Consider the following 17,163-nt stretch of genomic DNA (forward strand, 5'->3'; position numbering starts at 1 on the left):
ACATGCTTGACGAACTGTTTATCTGGCTCAGCACGGCAATCGGCGGGACGTTCGGCGTTGCCTTGCTTGCAGCATTCGGCTGGGGCGTCATCAGCATTATTCTCAGTCCGTGCCATCTCTCCAGCATTCCTCTTGTGGTCGGATATATCAGCAGTCAGGGAAAAGACGGAATCCGGCGCGCATATTCCATCGCTTTCGTATTTGCTATCGGGATTCTGATCACCATCGGATTGATTGGAGCAATCACTGCCTCAGCCGGAAGGATGATGGGGGATGTCGGGGTATGGGGAAATGTACTTGTGGCCGGAGTGTTTTTCGTTGTGGGTCTCTACCTGATGGATGTCATTAGTGTATCGTGGAACGGATTCATGCCGCAAACATCGTTTGCCCGCGGATGGAAGAGAGCGTTGCTGTTGGGACTTATCTTCGGCATTGGACTCGGTCCGTGCACATTTGCATACATGGCGCCGGTGTTGGGCGTTGCGTTCAGCGTGGCAACAACAAACATGCTGGAGGCACTCTCCCTTATTACTGCGTTCGGTATCGGTCATTGCGCCGTGATTGTCGCAGCGGGAGGAACTGCCGGAACCGTGCAGAAATACCTCAACTGGACCGAGCGATCGAAGGGTGCAACCTGGCTGAAGCGAAGCGCAGGTGTGTTGGTAATGTTGGGGGGAGTGTATTACATCTCTACCGCATTCTGAGGATTCTCAGCAGTCCGACTTCTTGTAGCTCTATTCAACACTGCAGTAACATTCTTCAACACTTCATAGCACGCTCCCTCCATATTATTCTTGCCATTCGGCAAGTATTGCCTTGGAATAATATTTGCCATTATTGAAGTGTCATTTCCCAAACGACTATGGATGCTTGCCGGGCCGAAGGCCTGTTGCGACTTACCCAAGTAACCCAGAAGATCGCCCGTTGTCTGGCAGACGATGCCGGGTTGCAGGTGGGTGAATTCAACTGTTTGCTGCACCTGTATCTCGAAAAGCCGTGCTGCGTGCGCAAACTCACCGAGATGCTCGGCATCGGATCCAGTTCCACGTCGAAGCTTCTTCGCTCATTGGACAGACGGGGATGGTTGACCCGCGAGTTGGATCCTGTCGATCGACGCATGGAGCGCGTTGCCCTGACGGAACAAGGGGTAGAGGCGGCAAGGCAGATACTCCTCGCCGCGGATTGCATTGCGGTTATGCTTCTTGGAAAACTTCCGGATGACCGTCGTGTGCCTTTCACAGAATGTATCAACACCGTAACCCAACACATCAAGACGATATCCAACCACAAATAGAGAGGTTCTCCCATGGATCAATCCATTACCAGAAAAGACTTCCTGAGGAACGGCACCAAGGTTGCCGCCGGTGCGGCACTCGGCGTCGGCACGCTCCACATGCTCACCGGTTCCCAGGCTCACGCGGACAAGATGGTCACCCCGTGGCCGTGGCCATATCAGGCTGTTGACGTTGAAGCTGTGCGTATTCTCGGTCATGATGCATTTTGGGAAGGAAAAGGATGCTCATACGGCGCGTTCCATGCAATCGCTGCAAAACTGCGTCTTGTGCTTCCCGATCCATGGAATCAACTCCCGTCAGAAGTCATGATCTACGGACACGGCGGCGGCGTGGGCTGGGGGGCAACATGCGGCGCGCTGAACGGACCGGCTGCTTTGATTTCCCTCGCTCTCACGAAGGCGCGTTCCGATATTCTCATCAGTGATATGTACGGCTGGTATACGCAAACGTTGTTCCCGACCGATATCAGCAACCAGTATGCGGTCAACCACGTTTTCAACGACAACCGATGCGATATCCTCCTCCCGCAGAATGCAGCAGGGTCACCATTATGCCATCCTTCGGTAACGGAGTGGTGCAAAACTTCGAGCTATCTTTCCGATTCCCTCCAGCGAAAAGAGCGTTGTGCCCGCATTACAGGTGATGTCGCCGCGTTTGCAGCGCAGATCCTCAACGAAGAGTTGGGAGGAACATTCGTTCCCCGCTATGTTCCACCCGCAATCATTGCAGCCTGCATGAGCTGTCACGGAACGGGTCCGACCAATATAGTTGCGGCAAAAATGGAATGTACACAATGCCATGGCACGAATCCGCACGTTTCGGCAGTGCAACATGTCGGTGATCCCGTCCCGACCTACAAGCTTGGCCAGAACTACCCGAACCCCTTCAACCCGTCCACGAATCTTGAGTTCTCGATTCCGAAATCGGAAACGGTGAGCTTGTCGGTGTATGACGTGCATGGCCGCCTTGTGAGGAACCTCGTTACCAACGAGACATTCTCACAGGGAACATTCAAGACTCAGTGGGATGGAACAAATGATGCCGGAATGCGCGTCGCAACCGGCATCTACTTCGCCCGTTTGTCAGCAGGAACGTTCAATGCCGTTCAGAAGATGAATCTGATAAAATAGAGACGGCGAAATCGCCCCGTTTACGTGCTAACCCACAGGCTGTTCTTCGGCTTGTGGGTTTTTTGCGGGTCGTCATGGACCATTCCATAACGACAACATGCGTTGATCGTGTCACGGAAATGCCTGCCGACCCTGCGGCGGGTAACAGGCAGGGAGGACGTGACGACCGGGTTACTGATAGCAAGTTGCAGTTGTTCCGGAATATTGACAGCTTGAGCCATCAATCATATCAGGAGATTGCGCATGACAGCCGAAACCTGGCCTCTTCCAAAGTTTTATTTTTTGGTAAACATTAACGGAACAGATTATCCTTTTCAGGAGGTATCCGGACTGGATGCTGAAGGTCAGGCAATTGAGTACAGGCACGGCGACAGCAAGCAGTTCTCCACAATCAAGATGCCGGGTATTGCAAAGACAGGAAATGTGACGCTGAAGAAAGGGGTCTTTGTCCAGGACAATAATTTCTGGCAATGGTATTCAGCAATCAAGATGAACAGTGTCAAGCGCTCCACGATAATCATCAAACTGCTCGATGAGTCGGGGAATCCAACGATGACATGGACTCTGAACAATGCGTTTCCGACAAAGATCACAGGAACTGATTTGAAGTCGGTAGGTAACGAAGTAGCAATCGAGACGATAGAACTGGCCCACGAAGGACTGAAAATCAGTACATTACCACTTTGAACCGGGTGGTCACCCCGGTTAAAGGTGATGGCGGAGTGATCCTGCGGTCGTTGGTTTCAACACACTTCGGCGGGCTCAGTGAAGGTGCTCAACCAACGGCCAAGTCCGGCGGGCAAGGCAGACAATATAGTCCCCGAGATGCGGCTGCGCCAAATCACAACGCTGACAGTTGAAGCGACGGCAACGGGTCGTCCCGGCAACAAGGGCACGAAGACGGAGACGGTGCAGTAGGTTCAGCGCGGCGTATCACCAGTGCACAACGCCGCCATAGCTGAGTCCAAAACACACCAACCATAAGAAAAGCAACACAATGAAAGAGGCGCCATGAAGTGCCCCGCATTCCAGCGGGGCATTTCTATTGTTGTGGGAAGAGGTGTGTTTGAACCAATTGTAAGTCTATATAAAATAAGCAGTTAGACAAATATGTCTTAGCCAAGGAATAGGTGTCTGCCATTGCGTGGTGTCGTGTAAGGAAATTCGAAGCCCCGTGTAAGGAATTTCGAAGTCAAAATCAGGAATCTCCCTACAGACAAGCATGAGGGGATTCTGTATCTTGGGGGCAGTTGTGCGCTCGCTGCGAGACGTGAACGGGAAAAATACCTGTGCCCGACAATCGCCTGTCACCCATCAATCACTTTGTACAACGCACCCAATTGATGAATCGGGATCCCGTTCGCGTCTCTTGCGCAGTTTCCCTGCCTCGTAGAATACCCTTCCCCGTTTTTATGTTGAGTTATTCTACAGAGGTCTCACGTCGCCGGAGAAATCAAACGAGGAGGTTGGTATTTTCAATTTGAAAAAAGGGAGAATATGTAGTACCTTCACGGGTGAGTGAAGGCGCTCGCTGTCCTTTGAGCGTTGAAGGTGAGGCGTTGTCGACCACGTGTGGATGAGAAAGAGTTCCTCTGTGGTCCAGACGACTGCTCGCAGTGACATCACGAACAGCCAACTTTGGCAAGACCTCTTTTCTCTTTCCACACTGGTGTGATGGGGAGAAGAGGTTTTTCTGTTTCTTGAGAGTGCGGCTCTCCGTGTTCGCGATTTCACATTCATGAATCTGAAGCTCACGATATATACGTCGCCACGTGTGGCGATGTTTCTCTGTCTCATCGCTTCACGCGCGATGGGAGTGAATCAGCCGCTCTTCGAAGACTGGCGTGTGGTTGAATTTACCACCTTGTCGGGTCTTCCCTCCAATCATATACACATAATCACGGAAACAGAAGACGGGACCCCGTGGGTTGTTACCTCGGGCGGGCTTGCCTGGTTTGACGGCTACCGATGGATTCCTGTTCCATTCCATGTGATGCCTGAGGCCACACGTCCCATCCTGATTGGGCCGACCGGCAGCGGAAGCCTGGCAGTGATCGTGAACTCCATTCTCTACGTCGGCAACCAGACTGGTTTCTACCCTCTTCCGATGGATAATGTGCGGGCTGCAGTACAGCTTGACAGTGACTCGCTAATTGTGTTATGCGATTCATCTCTTTACGTCTATCATGTGAATCGTCTGTACGCAGAGCCGGCGAGTCAGGCTTCCGATATCAAGGGTGTGTATGAATTGGTGAGAACGCGCGGCGGAAGCGTGTGGATCAAAACCACAATGGGACTGTACCGACTTGAGGGAGGACAGTGGATAAAGAAGTTGCATTCAATTCCGAACGACTATCCTTTGAACTGCAGTGTGATTGCTGAGAACGAGGCGGGATCGGGATTGCTATCGATTGTCTTCCCATTTTCAATGCGGGGAATATGGGAATGGAACAATGACGGGCCGTTGCTGATGAACACTTCCGAGAAAGGTGAGAATGTCAGGACGGCTGACATCGCCAATGACGGAGCGAAGATACTCGTCTATGAATCCGGATACATCTCGTTTCTCGAATCGGGAAGGTGGTCGCAACTGGAGTTCGAAAAGCCATCCCCTCGCCGCGTGGGGATGGTACGTTTCAGAAAGAACGGCGATCTCTGGCTCTGTTCAGATGGCGGATTATTCCTCTTTAAACGATCATCTCAGCGATGGCGAATTTTCGGACACGAACAGCCCACTCCAAGGAATTACATCAACGACATCCTGCTCGCCAAAGACAGCACACTCTGGGTTGCAACCGGCAATGGCGTTGAAGTACACGAGAGGAACGGGACGATAAGACACATCGAATACATCAACGGTTTCCCTTTGTACGTCGTGACGGGATTGATGCAGGAGGAATCGGGCCCCATCTGGATCAGCAGCGGGTCGGCGTTTGACGGAGCATTTCGGTGGGATGGCAAGCGGTGGCAACGGTTCGCGGCAGGAACGCCGCTTGCCGGTTGCCGCATTCACAGAATCCGCAAAGACCGGAAGGGCAGGCTGTGGTTTCTTGCAATCTCAGGAACAAAGGAACATCCCGACCCACGCAATCCCGGCGCGTATGTGTATGACAACGGATCGTTTGGACGATACAGCAAGGAATCGGGTCTTCTCAGCGGTTACGTCTATACGTTCGATGAAGGTCCTGATGGCGCGTTCTGGTTTGGCACACTCGATGGCCTGAGCAGACTACGAAACGGAACGTGGACGCACTGGACACTCCGGAACGGACTTCATGAATCGAGAATTTTCTCTCTTGCTGTTGACCGTGGGAACCAAGTGTGGTTTGCAGACAGAGAAAGCGGGCTTGGGTTTGTCGACACGAACGACAATGTTCACTATATCGGTGTCAAGGAGGGTTTGCCGAGCGGGAAAGTGTGGGAAGTGAAGCTTGACCCGGAGGGGAGGGTGTGGTGCACAACCCCTGCCGGGCTGGGAGTGATGCACAACGGCACGTGGTCAACTATTGACAGACACCTGGGCCTCGCCAGTGAGCATCTGTGGCCCGTTTTGCCTCTGAAAAACAGGGTCTATATCGGCTCGCGGAAAGGGCTTGCAATTCTCGACCTCAGCCAGATCAGTACGATCCGCACGCGCCTTTTTGCCGAGGAGCCGCTTGTGAGCAATAGAAGTGTTCTTCTTCGTTGGACAACATCATCCTTCTGGGGTGAAATTCCTTCTGAACGTATCAGGACACGCTACAGGATCAACGATGGGCGCTGGTCTCCGTGGAGTGTGTACGAGGACGTAATGCTCAGCAACGTGGAGCCGGGTACGTATGCATACGAGGTTCAATCAGTCGGGCTGCTCGGCGAGATAACGCCGCACGGGATTACGGGAACGTTCCGCGTTGCGGTTCCATGGTACCTGCATCCCCTGTTCGTTTTTCCTGTAGGAACTCTCGTGCTGGCATTCTTATCACTCAGCGGATATGTGTTTATCCGGAGAAAACAACAGGCCCGCTTAACCGAGGAATTGAGACGGGAACACGAGCATGCACAGAAGCTGGCAGAACTCGAGACAATGAAATCCCGTTTCTTTGCCAACATTTCGCATGAATTCAGAACACCGCTCACACTCATTCTCGGCCCGCTCGACCAGTTGCGGACGGGTCATTTTACAGAAGAGAAGGCACGGCACATTGCTGACATGGCGCATCGCAATGCCCAGAAGCTGTTGGGTCTTATCAACCAACTGCTCGACCTCTCGAAGCTCGAAGCGGGCGGCATGACGTTGAATGCGAGCAGGGGGGATCTTGTGCATTTTCTTCGTGGACTTGTGATGGCATACCAATCGATGGCTGAAAACGGGAACATTCATCTCGGATTTGTTTCCGAGCCTGAGCATGTTGACATGTACTTCGACAAAGAGAAGCTGGAAACAGTATTCAACAATCTCTTATTGAACTCCTTCAAGGTCACATCGGACGGCGGCAAGATCACCGTATCCGTACATCTCTGCTCTGACATCCGATTCGGCTTTCCCTCGGATCAAGGAAGCGTCGAGGTGGTTGTTCGTGACACGGGCATCGGAATCTCCGAAGAGAATCTCTCTTACATTTTCAATCGATTTTACCAGATTCACCACCCCGGAGTACAGGCGTCAGGGGGCACAGGAATAGGTCTTGCGCTGGCGAAGGAACTCGTGGAGTTGCATCACGGGAATATCGGCGTCACGAGCAGCGTCGGCAAGGGGACTGAATTTGTAGTGAGCCTCCCACTCGGAAGGAGCCATTTGAAAGCGGAAGAGATAGTCGAACCTGCTGAAATATCTCATCACCCTGAGGCAGTGGAACCACGGGTCGGGTCCTGCCACGAAGCGTTGGAACATGCTCACGACCTTGGAAAGACAATCGTCCTCATTGTTGAAGACAACGCTGATGCGCGGCAGTATATCAAAGAGAATCTCCCCCCGGCATTTCATGTTGTCGAAGCAGCAGACGGCGAAGAAGGTGTTGAAAAGGCGCGGGAAGCAATCCCCGACCTTATCATCAGCGATATCATGATGCCGAAGAAGGATGGCTACGAGATGTGCACCATCCTGAAGAACGATGAGAAAACCAGTCATATTCCCGTCATCCTTCTTACGGCAAAAGCGGGTCAACAAGACAAAATCGACGGCCTGGAAACCGGCGCGGACGATTTCATCATAAAACCGTTCGACGCGAAGGAGCTTCAGGTTCGTGTGAAGAATCTGATTGAAATACGACGGAGGCTGAGAGACCGTTTCAGCAAGACGATTCCCTTGAAACCGGGAGAGATCGCCGTAACCTCCCTTGACGATGCATTTCTGAAGCGCGTTATGCAGGTTGTTGAAGAGAAGATGAGTGATGACAAATTCAGCCTGGAGGATTTCAGTCGCAACGTAGGGATGAGCAGGGCACAACTTCACCGAAAGCTCACCGCTCTGACGAACCACTCTCCCGGCGAATTCGTCCGATACCTTCGCCTCCACAGGGCAATGGAAAAACTGAAGTGCGGGGCGGGGTCGGTTTCTGAAATCGCCTACAGCGTCGGGTTTGCCACGCCTGCCTATTTTGCCAAGTGTTTCCACGAACAATTCGGCGTTTCGCCGAGTGAGGTTCGAAGGGATTCGGGATGAGATAGTGCCTGCCTTGAATTCCGCCTGTACCTGCCAATTCTGTGCCACTCCTACCGGATGAAACAATCGTTGTCAACTTTGCAACAAATGTGACAGCCTCTGCCACGCACCGCCCGGCGATGCAACTATTGTTATCAAGTTTGCAACGCACGTGATAGGTACTCCCCCGGATGATTTTTTTAATTGGCGGCGACTGGCGTACACATCGAATGGCGTAGTCAGTGGAGAAGTATTCACACGAGGAGGTAGCTATGAAACCCATATTGTTTATTCTCGCTGTCGTGATTGCGGCAATGGTCGTCGGCTGTCAGGAGAATGGCTCGATGAATCCTGCCGCAAATCAGGAACCTGCGGTACAGGTTGTGGATAAGCCAAGCCCGGATATCAGATTGCCTCTGCAGGGCATCCTGAAAGACCCCGACCATCGTTACAGTTACACACAGATTCTCGGCACAGCCGCTGTTCACTTTGAAGGCTCAGGCCGGTTGGTCAACTTGACCTTGAGTGTCGATGCCGAACTGTGGCCACCGGAATACCCTGATGACATTCGGTGGATCGTTTCCAGCGTCACGACGGAACGGGTCAAACTCCCGGCGGAAGGAGGCTCGCTTACTATCACAAGGAACTACCCGATTTCAGGGAGATCCAGAAGCATCCTGCTGACATTGGATTTCCAGATTACTCATCAACCGGGTTTCCGTATTCAAGTGACCTGCCTTGATGATATGCGCCTCACATTGGTGCAGAGGCATGTTGATACGGCAGCGATCCATTGGTGACCTCCAATCGCTGCCGGACTATCAACCAACATTAACCATAGAAGCAAGGAGGTACAGATGAATTTTGCAATGCGCGTTCTTTGCATCGTCCTTGTCGTGATCCTAATATCGGGGTGTCAGGACGATCCGATAACGAACCCAGTGACAGATCTCTCGAATCCAACTGTTGGTTGTTCGAAACGTTCGCCTGAAACCGTCATCCCATACGATCTCGTTCTGAGAGACCCGACTCAAATGTTCAACGGATGGATCGAGGTACACGGAACGATCACGTATTCATTGACAGTATTGCCCATCATTCGTGAGACGCGTGTATCCGTGGTCGGAGTAAATGAAGCGCGGCTGTGGCCGATGGGAGAAGAGGGACTGGTCTGGACCATCTCGTGCAAATCGGGATACTCGTGCTGTATTCCCGCGGGAGGCATGGGCGAGTTGCACTGTGCTTTCCCTGTGGAGGGAAGAAGAGACGGCTTGGTGCTTCGAGCAACAATGCGCGTGTCGACGGACAGGATGGAGGTTGATCGTATGTGGCTTGATGCGCCGAAGCCGCCGTTACCTGACGATTTCTAAAAACATGCTGGTGGGATGGGGTCCTGGAACGGCTATGTTGAAGCAGAGTGTGTTGTGGGTCGGCACGCAGGGCGCTACTATCCGGGGCCCCAGAATGTGAGGTTCGGGGAAGTTCATTCACTAACTCTTAGCAGGAGAAAACGAAAATGCAACTCAAAGTATTGGTGTGTGCATGCTTGATTGTGGCAATGGTGTGCGGTTGCGAGTCCCCTGTCGATTCCGAGTTGGCGATGGGAGATAGTCACTCTATTGATGCTGAAAAAGCCCGGACCTCCGGTGGAAGAATCCCGCTGGTTGGCATTTTGCCGGAGCCCGGATCACAAACGCAATACAGCATGGACGGTTTCGTCGACTATGGGATCGCACGCGTGCCTGAAGCATGCAGCCTTGTTGAACTTGATTTGGGAACTGCTGTGTGCCTCAGAGCGCTGGAATGTGACAAGCCGATGTGCACCATCCAGGAGAAATCGACACACATGGTCTGCGTCTCGGAAGAAGGCGTCGCGCTTCTGGAAATCCGCTATCTGATTCAGGAAAGAAACGACAGGCTCGCGCTGATTGTGCAGTTTCAGGTTACGCAGGATAATCTGGAAATCGACGCAGTGTCGCTTGACTACATAGAATGACATTCGACCTAAGGGATGCAATGAAATCACGTGCTTTCATTTATATAATTCTCATCTGTATGCCATGGTCGGCACGCGCACAAAGGGAGAAAGCGGAATACAGCGGTGTCCAATTCATTGCCGTTCACTGGATCGTTTCAGTGGAGGATCGAGGAAAAACCGTTATTCTTGAGGACGAGTCACAGTGGAGAATCTGCCCCCGTTGTTCACCCTCTGTATGCAGAATATGGCCGGGTGCCACAGTTGCGATTGTGAAGCGTGACGATTCATATCGCTATCCGTACCGCCTGTGGATAACGGGCAACGGCCCGCACGCCTTTCCGGTTGATGCAACATGTATAGCGGACAAATCACAGCAAGTTGCGCAGAAGGGACAACTGACGGTAATAGAGTAGTATTACGTGGGAGCAAGGGAGTTTTTTTTGAGTGCGGCGAACTCCAACGAGCTTACGATAGAACAGACCATCCCGGCCCACTCAATCCAACAACAACCATCCGTTATACAATTCCTGCAGAGACGTATGGCCATACGTTCCTACGAGTGTATGATGTTCTCGGTCGCGAGGTGGCAACACTGGTGGATGAGGTTCAGGAGGCGGGTTACAAGTCGGTGACGTTGACGCTTCGGGACTCTCGAGCGGAGTGTACCTGTATCGGTTGAATGCCGGTAGTTTCAGCGAAACCAAGAAGCTTGTGGTTCTACGGTAAGATGGGTAACAAAGTGCCTCAATTGACAGAAAATATCACAACGTACGGAGTTCACCATATGTGACCAGCCCAATAGCTTCTCGATGAACTATTGAATATACTGGCGTGAGTTCATTCTCATAGGCCATTCATCCAGCAGGATGTGTGGCCTTTTTGTTTTCAGGGCATACCGACAAGGAAGAGCATTTATATGAAGACGACATTCTTAGCGTTGCTGTTTTGTGTAACAAACGTAGTCTACTCCCAGTGGGAGCAGATCAACAACGGATTGCCAAGCTTAGGCGTTGCTGCCCTTGCTGTGGGCCCGAATGGGGGTGGAGGGACTCACCTTTACTCCTGCGGCTACCGTGTTTGTCTTTCAACAAACAATGGCATGGACTGGACAATAGTGAACACAGGATTGCCGAGCAATCCGCAACATGCTATTGTCATTGCCGGCTCGACTGTCTTTGTCGGAACCGGAGGTGGCGTGTACCGTTCGACGGACAACGGGGGGAGTTGGACTATTGCTAACTCAGGACTGGAAGGCAGTTACGTATACAATTTTTCCGTGAGCGGGTCGCTTGTCTTTGCCGGGACAAACGGCAACGGTGTTTTTCGTTCTTCAAACAACGGCGCGAATTGGACTGCGGTGAATTCCGGATTGACAAACAAAGTAATTTTAGGCACTGCTGTCGGCCAAAACGGTACAGAGGGAATAAACCTCTTTGCAGCAACTTCCGGCGGTGTCTTCTTTTCTGCCGATAGCGGTGCGAGCTGGACGGCAGTGAACACGGGATTGACCACTCCCTATTTCAGATCAATCGCGGTTTCCGGGACCAATCTGTTTGCAGGGAGTGACGGCAATGGTATCTTCCTCTCTACGAACAACGGCACAAGTTGGTCGGAGGTGAATACGGGATTGCCTGCATCCGCCAGGGTTTTTTCACTGACAGTCTGCCCCAGCGGGGTCTTTGCCGGGCTGTACCAGGCTGGAGTCTACTTCACCGTAGACAATGGAGCCAACTGGACTGCCTGCAATACGGGTCTTGGAGGGACTCCGGGAAAACTCATCAATTGCGGAACATATCTTTATCTCGCTGACCAAGGCGCTTTTCCCACGGGCGTTTGGCGCAGGCTGATAACCGATGCGCTTCCTGTCCAGCTCTCGATGTTTGCAGCGTATCCGGTTCTGCCGCATGGGGTTCGATTGGAGTGGACGACGCTGTCTGAGATCAACAACTATGGATTCGAGGTACAGAAATCTTCTTCAGCGCACGAGGGATACTCTACACTGCCCAACAGTTTCATTCCGGGACATGGCACAACGAACGAACCGCGCCACTACACATGGACAGATTCAACCGCCATCGCGGGGTCATTGTATTACCGGCTGAAACAAATCGATCTTGACGGTACTGTGCATTATAGTGACGGCATCAGGGTTGACGTGCTTACAGGCGTCAAGGAGGGTGATCTTCCCGCTGCATTTCGTCTTTTTCAGAACTACCCGAACCCGTTCAACCCAACGACAGCAATCAGCTATCAGCTTCCGGCAGTCAGCCACGTCACGCTCAAGGTGTTTGATCTTCTCGGTCGCGAAGTAGCAACGCTGGTAGATGGCGTGCAAGAGGCGGGCAAGTATTCTGTTCGGTTTGAAGCTGGCAACCTGCCCGGCGGTGTATATTTCTACCAGTTGAACTCCGGCACTGTTGTTCAAACACGAAAACTCATTCTGATGAAGTAAGTGTCATCGTAGGGCGACCTGAAGGGTCGCCCTACCCGTCTTTCCCCGTTGCTGCTTGCGCATTCACCCCCTATTCTGTATCTTTCTCGCAGCTTTGAACCATATCCCGACCGGCAGAAGAAGCGGAAACAGCCAACCAACCCCGCTCGAATCGCCGGTTATGCTTCACATACACACATTGGTGGTTTTGGTCGCAACGGCAGATCGAACCTGCCGGCAATCCGTTTCAACGTTCTCACACTCATAGTCACCGCACGTGCGGATGATTCGTTCATCTCAAACCGATTTATGGAAGGAGGTGGAGCTATTAACTGCTGCATAGCACGTTGACTGTTATGAGCACGTCAGCGTTGCACGTTTGAACATCCAACAACTATACACAAACAGAATTGGAGTATGTTATGGAAGGAATTCTCCCCTTGGTTATTCAGTTGGTCAGCGGTGCAATCGGCGGCAATGTCGCCGGGAACATGATGAAGAAAAGCTCGCTGGGCATGATCGGCAATTCGATTGCGGGTCTTGTGGGCGGCGGATTGGGAGGTCAACTCATAGGAATGTTGACAGGTGGCGCCGCCCCCGAGGCAAGTACTTTGGATCTCGGTGGCATTATCAGCAGCATCGCCGGCGGCGGTGTTGGCGGTGGCGTTCTGATGGCAATTATCGGTGTCATCAAGCAGGCAATGGCGAAGAAATAGGAAACTGTACAAATCCATCCGCCTGTCCGTTACATACGGGCAGGCGGATTTGTGTTATAGATACTCACCGAACGAACTATCAACCACCAACCAACAACCACCAACTAATCGGGACGTCCGTTCCGGTCGTTATCCTTGAAGCCTGCCGAGAACGAGGCCTTGATGGCATCATCAATTGTCTGTGCATTGCCCGGCACAGTCGGGTCGAGCGCCTGACCGTTGCGAACAAACCACGATTCCGGATCAACAACGAGCGTGACATTCACGATTTCATCATTCGTGACGGAAAGAGGCGTGGTAAGCCTGATTTCCTGACTTGCATTCTGCCGGGATTTGAATACGAAGGACTGTCCGTTATACGTGCCGCGCACAATGACTGAGTAGCGGAGTTGTCCGCTTTCGCCCTCACGAAATTCCTGGTCGGGAATCGGCTCGAAATCTTCGGGTTTGTGCAAGCGAAAGCGGATGCGGTCGTACTTTCCAACGGGCACGTTCGAGGCTGCGACTTGGTGAACCGGGCCGTTCAGATTCAATGTAACCGCAAACGGGCCCACCTTCACATCAACTCCATTGTCAGACGGGAATTGATGGAACTTGATGTTCTTCACAAGAATCTTTGCAGACTCAATGGTAAGTGCGCCGCCCGTTTTTTGGACAGAAGACGGGCTTGCTATACTGAGCGAGAAGTTCTCCCCGTCTGTCGGTGACGTAATACTCTCCTTGCTGCAACCTGTGAGCGTAACTGCCGCAAGCACGAGGGCTGAAACGATCTGCTTTTTCATGAGATGCTCCTTTGTGTTATGTAATGATGGTTGATTTGGATTGGCTGTGCTCATCCTATGTCTAAAGTCATGCCAGCAGATACCTCTGAAAATGGCGCAGAATTGCAGGATTTGAGTGTTGAGAAATTCGACTGTGGGGCGGCGAAAGGACGTTCTCCATTGCCGCACACACTACGGCTGATGCGGTGCCGCCACATCAATGTTTTCTGTGGCTTTCGTATCAGTGGTTTCGTATTCTGTCATAGTCAGGGTTCTACAACGAAACAATCCCGGAGGGTAGAACGATGAAACCCGCGTACATTATTTTTCTCCTCGTATTCTTCATCCCATCCTTACACGCTCAGTCATGGCAATATATCGGTCCGGACTCCCTCTCCTGGAGAAGCGTTCGCCAGATGGATGTGTTGTTTTTGCCCGGGCAGATGCCACGAATCGGCGTTGGGACAAATAGGGGCGTCGCCGGACAACTGAACGGTATCTGGAAATACTTGCCCGACCGGCATCTGCGTCCGGTGTCGAATGACGAATTCTACCGCTCGATGTATTTCGCCTCTTGGAATGATTCGCTTGCTTTTATAGGGGCTGATGTGATTGAGCTGGCGTTTGGTGAGCCGGGTTCGGGGCGCGGAACATTATTCAATGTGTATTCACAGCATTGGAATGTGTACATCGAGGGAGGGGGTTGGGTGGGACATACGCCGTCCCTCACGATTGCCATTTCGCCGCATGTTGCTGGCAAAGCCTACGAGTGGATTCTTTACATGAACCGAACCACGTCTGGCGGGCAAGAATGGGAGACTCTGTCGTTTGAATCCTATGGAAGTTTCTTTTTGGTGACTGATCAGAGACGGGATTCCGTGCTGTACGCAGGTTCCCGCCCGCCGGCTGGGATGGGTATCTATCGGAGTACGGATGACGGTTCGACGTGGAATCTTGTCAGATCGATGTCCTTTCCCTGGATTTATCCTCACACATACTCAGATTTTTACGCGCACGGCGATACGTTGATTCTGTCAACCAGTCTTTTCCCTAATTCGGCAGATTCGAGTTGTGGAATTTCCATCAGCACAGACTACGGAGTCTCGTGGAACCGCGTTCTCAGCAACACTAATGTCCAGAAGTTGATACGGGATTCGGTATCGCCGCAGCACTTCTACGCCGCAGCTCAAGGAGGAATCTACCGAAGTGCAACTTCGGGATTGAGCTGGCATCTGTACGCGGCGTCATTGCCTTCATCAAAACTTGTCGATATTCGAAAGCATCCTGCGGCTGATACGTTCTATGTTGCCTTCTCCGACTCAGGAGTGTACAAAGTATATGATATCTCGACTTCTCTTCGGAGTAGCGGGGATGTGCCGCTTGAGTTTTCGCTCGGTCAAAACTATCCGAATCCGTTCAACCCTTCCACAACAATTATCTTCTCACTTCCACATGAAGCACACGTGAATCTTTCGCTTTTTGATCTTCTTGGTAGAACTCAAGCAGTTCTTGTGAACGGGAACAGAGAGGCGGGGATCCACCGGATCAATGTCGACGGAAGCTTTCTCGCGAGCGGTGTGTACTTCTATCGCATGGTATCCGACGCCTTCGTGGCGACGAGGCGAATGATATTGCTGAAATAGCTCGCAGAGCGACAGGCCGGTATCGCTCAAGCCTTCCATCGTACAAGATTGAATGTTGACTCATCAGAGGGATGTTTGTACCTTTTGATACAAAATGGAGATTCCTGATGAGGTATGCTGTTCTTTGTGTGTGCTTAGCTCTTGCAGTAGCCGGATGTACAGTCAACCACAACGAGGTCATCGTCGATCCTTCCTCGCTTCCAAGCGGCGAGTATTCGGCGACAATTCAACCGATCTTCGACCGCGAGTGTGGCGGGTCGAGTTGTCACGGCGGCGGGCCGAGAGGATTTGCGGCAGGACTCGATCTGACATCGTATGAGGGACTCATGCGTGGTTCACGTTTCGGGGCCGTCGTCATTTCAGGGATGCCGTACATGAGCCATCTTGTGCAGACGATCAATCCCAACGATACTGTACTAAGTCCCGTCTCTTCCGTTCAAATGCCCGCAAGCCGGAATCCGCTCCCGCACAGCGATGTTCAGACGATTGTCCGTTGGATCCGGAATGGGGCAAGAAATGACAGGGGTGAGTTCCCCTTTGCCGATCCCCGCCCCAGAGGTAAAGTCTTCTTCACAAGCCAGTTTGTTGACCTTTTAGGCGTGCTCGATCGGGAAACACACCTCGTTACCCGCTACGTTTCTGTCGGCAGAACGCTTCCGATAACGGGTGTGTTGGAAGCCCCTCACAACGTCGCGGTAGATGAGCAGGGAGTGTACTACTACGTGACGATGATTCAGAGCGGAAAGCTCAAGAAGTTCGAGGTTGCAACCAACCGGTTTGTGGGTGAGGCAAACGTTCCTGTGGCCCCGGCGCATATCGTCCTGACGTCGGATGGAGCGAAGGCATACGTAACAGATTTTGATGTGTCGCAGGCTTCGGTCGGGCAGGTGTACGTTGTTAATCCAGTCACGATGGCGGTGACGAAGGTAATCCGCGGCGGAACAACGATGAAATCCACGCATGCAGCCCGCCTTTCACACGACGAAAAGTACCTGTACGTTGCAAGTAACGGGCGCGATATGTTCCACGTTATCAGCGTGGAACGGGATTCCGTTGTAGCCGATATCCCGATTGCGTCGGATGTGCCGCCGTTCGGCTCGAACGTACACAGACCCTACCAGATTGCCGTTCGCAACGACGACCAGTTCATTTATACAACGCTCAACGGAACAGGAAGAGTGAGCATTATCCGCAGAACGGGGGATACATTTTCGTTGATTAGTGACACGATTCGAGTCGGAACAAATCCCCTTCAATGTGAAGTGACGAGAGATCAGCGATATCTGTACGTCTGCAACCGGGGATCGGGCACCGTTTCTGTTATTGACGCACAGACGAACCAGTTCTTCACAACAATAGTCGATGTTGGCCCGCAACCTCACGGAATCGACATTTCCGAAGACAGCCGGACGGTGTATGTGACATGCGAGAATATCATAGCGTCAGAACCGCCTCATCATCCCGTTACAGGAAGCACGGCACCCGGATTCATAACAATTATTGACGTGGGTCTGCAATCGGTTGTTAAGAGAGTAGAAGTCGGAGGATTTGCCGCCGGTGTTGCAGTCTATCCGGGGAAGGGGAATTGA

General features: G+C 52.2%; 15 protein-coding genes and 1 pseudogene. 15 read left to right on the forward strand and 1 reads right to left on the reverse strand.

All coding sequences use genetic code 11. The features are described from left to right. The first annotated feature begins 2 nt into the window (after positions 1-2). The 13 genes and pseudogenes from KF749_01570 (at position 3) to KF749_01630 (ending at position 13,170) form a co-directional block, all read left to right on the forward strand. Complete coding sequence (locus KF749_01570) at positions 3-704, forward strand: cytochrome C biogenesis protein (GenBank protein MBX2989837.1); 702 nt, start codon at positions 3-5, stop codon at positions 702-704. A 185-nt stretch (positions 705-889) separates the two neighbouring features. Then, positions 890-1,294 carry a winged helix-turn-helix transcriptional regulator gene (locus tag KF749_01575; GenBank protein ID MBX2989838.1) on the forward strand — a complete coding sequence of 135 codons (405 nt, stop codon included), beginning with the start codon at positions 890-892 and terminating at the stop codon, positions 1,292-1,294. Positions 1,295-1,306: 12 nt separating this feature from the next. Next, a complete protein-coding gene (locus tag KF749_01580; GenBank protein ID MBX2989839.1) occupies positions 1,307-2,425 on the forward strand; it encodes a C-GCAxxG-C-C family protein in 1,119 nt (372 codons plus the stop codon). Between the two features lie 243 nt (positions 2,426-2,668). Beyond that, positions 2,669-3,112, forward strand: a complete 444-nt coding sequence (locus KF749_01585) for a phage tail protein (GenBank protein MBX2989840.1) — start codon at positions 2,669-2,671, stop codon at positions 3,110-3,112. 78 nt (positions 3,113-3,190) lie between these two features. Beyond that, positions 3,191-3,343, forward strand: a complete 153-nt coding sequence (locus KF749_01590; GenBank protein ID MBX2989841.1) for a hypothetical protein — start codon at positions 3,191-3,193, stop codon at positions 3,341-3,343. An 820-nt stretch (positions 3,344-4,163) separates the two neighbouring features. Further along, positions 4,164-8,066 (forward strand): response regulator, encoded by a 3,903-nt coding sequence (locus tag KF749_01595; protein MBX2989842.1) that lies wholly within the window; start codon positions 4,164-4,166, stop codon positions 8,064-8,066. A gap of 251 nt (positions 8,067-8,317) precedes the next feature. Then, entirely contained in the window at positions 8,318-8,845 is a 528-nt protein-coding gene (locus KF749_01600; protein MBX2989843.1) for a hypothetical protein, read from the forward strand. Positions 8,846-8,902: 57 nt separating this feature from the next. After that, positions 8,903-9,415 (forward strand): hypothetical protein, encoded by a 513-nt coding sequence (locus tag KF749_01605; GenBank protein MBX2989844.1) that lies wholly within the window; start codon positions 8,903-8,905, stop codon positions 9,413-9,415. A gap of 146 nt (positions 9,416-9,561) precedes the next feature. Then, positions 9,562-10,041: a hypothetical protein gene (locus tag KF749_01610; GenBank protein ID MBX2989845.1), complete on the forward strand. Its 480-nt coding sequence runs from the start codon at positions 9,562-9,564 to the stop codon at positions 10,039-10,041. A 20-nt stretch (positions 10,042-10,061) separates the two neighbouring features. After that, on the forward strand, positions 10,062-10,436 hold the full coding sequence (locus KF749_01615; protein ID MBX2989846.1) for a hypothetical protein: 375 nt from the start codon (positions 10,062-10,064) through the stop codon (positions 10,434-10,436). A gap of 214 nt (positions 10,437-10,650) precedes the next feature. Next, positions 10,651-10,749, forward strand: a pseudogene (locus KF749_01620) (T9SS type A sorting domain-containing protein). 190 nt (positions 10,750-10,939) lie between these two features. Next, positions 10,940-12,475 carry a T9SS type A sorting domain-containing protein gene (locus tag KF749_01625; GenBank protein MBX2989847.1) on the forward strand — a complete coding sequence of 512 codons (1,536 nt, stop codon included), beginning with the start codon at positions 10,940-10,942 and terminating at the stop codon, positions 12,473-12,475. 401 nt (positions 12,476-12,876) lie between these two features. Further along, a complete protein-coding gene (locus KF749_01630) occupies positions 12,877-13,170 on the forward strand; it encodes a hypothetical protein (protein MBX2989848.1) in 294 nt (97 codons plus the stop codon). Positions 13,171-13,274: 104 nt separating this feature from the next. On the opposite strand, the gene KF749_01635 is transcribed toward KF749_01630, so the two are convergent. Then, on the reverse strand, positions 13,275-13,952 hold the full coding sequence (locus KF749_01635; protein MBX2989849.1) for a hypothetical protein: 678 nt from the start codon (positions 13,950-13,952) through the stop codon (positions 13,275-13,277). Between the two features lie 284 nt (positions 13,953-14,236). Here KF749_01635 and KF749_01640 point away from each other — a divergent pair, with 284 nt between their 5' ends. Together KF749_01640 and KF749_01645 are read left to right on the forward strand one after the other, a co-directional pair. After that, complete coding sequence (locus KF749_01640; protein ID MBX2989850.1) at positions 14,237-15,574, forward strand: T9SS type A sorting domain-containing protein; 1,338 nt, start codon at positions 14,237-14,239, stop codon at positions 15,572-15,574. Positions 15,575-15,681: 107 nt separating this feature from the next. Next, positions 15,682-17,163: a hypothetical protein gene (locus tag KF749_01645; GenBank protein MBX2989851.1), complete on the forward strand. Its 1,482-nt coding sequence runs from the start codon at positions 15,682-15,684 to the stop codon at positions 17,161-17,163.

The sequence above is a fragment of the Bacteroidota bacterium genome, assembly GCA_019637975.1.
Lineage (GTDB): Bacteria > Bacteroidota > Ignavibacteria > UBA10030 > UBA6906 > CAADGV01.

What these genes read in the sequence shown, in the direction of transcription:
- KF749_01570 (MBX2989837.1), top strand. Translation starts at nt 3, where the DNA reads ATGCTTGACGAACTGTTTATCTGGCTCAGCACGGCAATCGGCGGGACG.
- KF749_01580 (MBX2989839.1), top strand. Translation starts at nt 1,307, where the DNA reads ATGGATCAATCCATTACCAGAAAAGACTTCCTGAGGAACGGCACCAAG.
- KF749_01585 (MBX2989840.1), top strand. Translation starts at nt 2,669, where the DNA reads ATGACAGCCGAAACCTGGCCTCTTCCAAAGTTTTATTTTTTGGTAAAC.
- KF749_01595 (MBX2989842.1), top strand. Translation starts at nt 4,164, where the DNA reads ATGAATCTGAAGCTCACGATATATACGTCGCCACGTGTGGCGATGTTT.
- KF749_01600 (MBX2989843.1), top strand. Translation starts at nt 8,318, where the DNA reads ATGAAACCCATATTGTTTATTCTCGCTGTCGTGATTGCGGCAATGGTC.
- KF749_01605 (MBX2989844.1), top strand. Translation starts at nt 8,903, where the DNA reads ATGAATTTTGCAATGCGCGTTCTTTGCATCGTCCTTGTCGTGATCCTA.
- KF749_01610 (MBX2989845.1), top strand. Translation starts at nt 9,562, where the DNA reads ATGCAACTCAAAGTATTGGTGTGTGCATGCTTGATTGTGGCAATGGTG.
- KF749_01615 (MBX2989846.1), top strand. Translation starts at nt 10,062, where the DNA reads ATGAAATCACGTGCTTTCATTTATATAATTCTCATCTGTATGCCATGG.
- KF749_01625 (MBX2989847.1), top strand. Translation starts at nt 10,940, where the DNA reads ATGAAGACGACATTCTTAGCGTTGCTGTTTTGTGTAACAAACGTAGTC.
- KF749_01630 (MBX2989848.1), top strand. Translation starts at nt 12,877, where the DNA reads ATGGAAGGAATTCTCCCCTTGGTTATTCAGTTGGTCAGCGGTGCAATC.
- KF749_01635 (MBX2989849.1), bottom strand. Translation starts at nt 13,952, where the DNA reads ATGAAAAAGCAGATCGTTTCAGCCCTCGTGCTTGCGGCAGTTACGCTC.
- KF749_01640 (MBX2989850.1), top strand. Translation starts at nt 14,237, where the DNA reads ATGAAACCCGCGTACATTATTTTTCTCCTCGTATTCTTCATCCCATCC.
- KF749_01645 (MBX2989851.1), top strand. Translation starts at nt 15,682, where the DNA reads ATGAGGTATGCTGTTCTTTGTGTGTGCTTAGCTCTTGCAGTAGCCGGA.